At 68.7% G+C, this 2,724-nt stretch carries 3 protein-coding genes; 2 read left to right on the top strand and 1 reads right to left on the bottom strand.

What is annotated here, in order from left to right:
* Positions 1 to 136: 136 nt before the first annotated feature.
* A complete protein-coding gene (zapE, locus tag OOT08_RS16205; RefSeq protein WP_325093858.1) occupies positions 137 to 1,186 on the bottom strand; it encodes a cell division protein ZapE in 1,050 nt (349 codons plus the stop codon).
* Positions 1,187 to 1,346: 160 nt separating this feature from the next.
* Between zapE and OOT08_RS16200 the strand changes: the two genes are divergently transcribed.
* Positions 1,347 to 2,264, top strand: coding sequence for a sulfurtransferase (locus OOT08_RS16200; RefSeq protein WP_325093857.1), 918 nt, complete (start codon positions 1,347 to 1,349; stop codon positions 2,262 to 2,264).
* 11 nt (positions 2,265 to 2,275) lie between these two features.
* Positions 2,276 to 2,724 (top strand): SufE family protein (locus tag OOT08_RS16195; protein ID WP_325093856.1); only part of this gene is annotated, 449 nt, incomplete at its 3' end.

Below are 2,724 nucleotides of genomic sequence, written 5' to 3'. Positions count from 1 at the left end.
GAGCTGAGCAGTTTCCCGAGCGCCCCCAGCGCCCAGCGCAGGATGCCGTTTCGATCTGTCATGCTCAGAGCCTACGACCTCGCGGCCCGCCGGGGCCAACCCCGGCGCTCCGCGCGGGCACGCCGCGTGCGCCGCCCTAGGAGGAGGTCAGCGCGTTCAGGCGGGAGACGCAGCGCAGGTACTTCTTGCGGTAGCCGCCATCGAGCATGCCGCCGCCGAAGATCTGGTCCAGGCTGACGCCCGTGGAGCGAATCGGGATCTGCGCGTCGTACACGCGGTCGATGAAGGCCACGAAGCGGAGCGCCTCCGTCTGACTGGTGAGCTCTTCCACGTCGCGCAGGCCGATCGTGTTGACCCCCTCGATGAGGCGGATGTAGCTCGACGGGTGCACCGAGGCTAGGTGGTCAACGAGGCCGCGGAAGGCGTCATCGGTCGCCCGGTCCCCGGACTGCACCGCGTCCGCGAGGGCGAAGCGGTACTCCTCCTCGCTCAGGGTCACCGCGTGGCCGTCGACGTTGCGCTGGCGGTAGTCGCTGCCGTCGATGCGGAGCGTCGTGAAGCGGTCCGACATCGCCTGAATCTCGCGCAGGAAGTCCGCCGCCGCGAAGCGACCCTCCCCCAGCGCGTTCGGCGGGGTGTTCGAGGTCGCCGCGATCTTCGAGCCGGAGGCCGTGAGCTCGCCAAGGAGCCGGGTCATCAGCATGGTGTCGCCCGGATCGTCCAGCTCGAACTCGTCGATGCAGATGAGCTTCGCGCCGCTCAGCACGCTCACGGCTGCGGAGTACCCGAGCGCGCCGACGAGCGAGGTGTACTGGATGAAGGTGCCGAAGTACTTGCGGCCCGGCGTCGCGTGCCACAGCGCCGCGAGCAGGTGGGTCTTGCCCACGCCGAAGCCGCCGTCGAGGTACACGCCGGGCTTCTGCGGCGGCGCAGCCGGGGCCTTCTTCTTACCGAGCCCGAAGAAGCCACCGCTGGACTTCGGCTGGCTCAGGCTCGCGGTCGCGAAGGCGGCGAGCGTGTCGCGCGCCTCCTGCTGTGAGGGGTGGTCCGGGTCCGGGCGGTACGACTCGAAGGAGGCGTGGTCGAACTGGGGCGGGGGGATCAGGTGCGCGACCATCTCGGTGCCCGAGATGGAGGGGTTGCGGTCGACGAGTCGAGCGATCGCGCGTGAATTATCCGTGCTCATGTGCGTGTGGGAACCTCAATGTTTCAAAGTGTGACAGCGGCGCACTCACCTGGGAAACGACCCGGGCGTTTCCGTGGGGAATTGCGTAGGCTGGGAGTGCCCGCACATTTAGCCTAGTCCGTGCCCAAGGCCACCACCCCCAGACCGAGGAGTCACACCGATGACCGTTCCTTTTGATCCCGCCGCCGAGCTGCAGGAGTACGCCCGTCCCGAGCGCCTCGTGACCACCGCCTGGGTCGCCGAACACGCCGGGACCCCCGGCCTCGTCGTCGTCGAGTCCGACGAGGATGTGCTCCTCTACGAGGTCGGCCACATCGCCGGTGCGATCAAGATCGACTGGCACACCGACCTCAACGACCCCGTCACCCGCGACTTCATCGACCCCGCCGCCTTCCAGGCCATGATGAGCGCCAAGGGCATCAGCCGCGACGACACGATCGTGATCTACGGCGACAAGAGCAACTGGTGGGCGGCCTACGCCCTCTGGGTGTTCACCCTGTACGGCCACGAGGATGTCCGCCTGATGAACGGTGGCCGCGACAAGTGGATTGAGGAGGGCCGCGAGCTCGTCCGCGAGACCCCCACCCCGACCCCCAGCGAGTACCCCCTCGTCGAGCGTGACGACGAGACCGAGCGCGCCTTCCGCGGCGACGTCGTTGCGAACTTCGGCAAGCCCCTCTTCGATGTCCGCTCCCCCGAGGAGTACCGCGGCGAGCGGACCACCGCCCCCGCCTACCCCGAGGAGTCCACTCTCCGCGCCGGTCACGTCCCCACCGCGCACAACGTGCCCTGGGGCCAGGCCGCTCGCGAGGACCAGACCTTCAAGTCTCGCGCCGAGCTCGAGGTGCTCTACCGCGAGAAGGCCGGCCTCCGCGACGAGGACGAGATCATCGCCTACTGCCGGATCGGCGAGCGCTCCAGCCACACCTGGTTCGTGCTGCGCTACCTGCTCGGCTTCGAGAACGTGCGCAACTACGACGGCTCCTGGCTGGAGTGGGGCAGCCTCGTCCGGATGCCGATCGAGAAGAGCGACCAGCCCGGCACCCCGGCGTTCGTCCCGGCGGCCCGTTCCCTGTGAGCGTGACCCCGATGCCACTGCCAGCGGCGCTTGACGAGATCCGCGCGGAGTTCCTGGAACTGGAGCAGAAGGATCGCCTGTTGCTCCTCCTGGAGTTCTCGGATGAGCTCCCGGATCTTCCGCAGCGGTACGTGGACCACCCCGACCTCATGGAGCGGGTCGAGGAGTGCCAGGCACCCGTGTTCATCTTCGCCGAGGTCGGCGCCGAGACAGAGCCGGGCGCGGGGCACCCCTTCGCCCTGTTTGCGACGGCCCCGGCCGAGGCGCCGACGACTCGGGGCTTCGCCTCGATTCTGGTGCAGGGCCTCAGCCCGCTCAGCGCGGAGGAGGTGCTCGCGCTCCCCGTCGATTTCCCGTTCCAGCTGGGACTGACCGAGGCCGTTTCTCCCCTGCGCATGCGCGGGATGGTCGGCATGCTCACGCGCATCAAGCGCCTCGTCAGCGAGCAGCTCGCCCTGCT

The sequence above is a fragment of the Leucobacter sp. M11 genome (assembly GCF_035726885.1).
Classification (GTDB): Bacteria; Actinomycetota; Actinomycetes; order Actinomycetales; family Microbacteriaceae; genus JAPFRB01.
The sequence above is the reverse complement of the archived record's forward strand: the minus strand, read 5'-3'. Positions and strand labels throughout refer to the sequence as shown.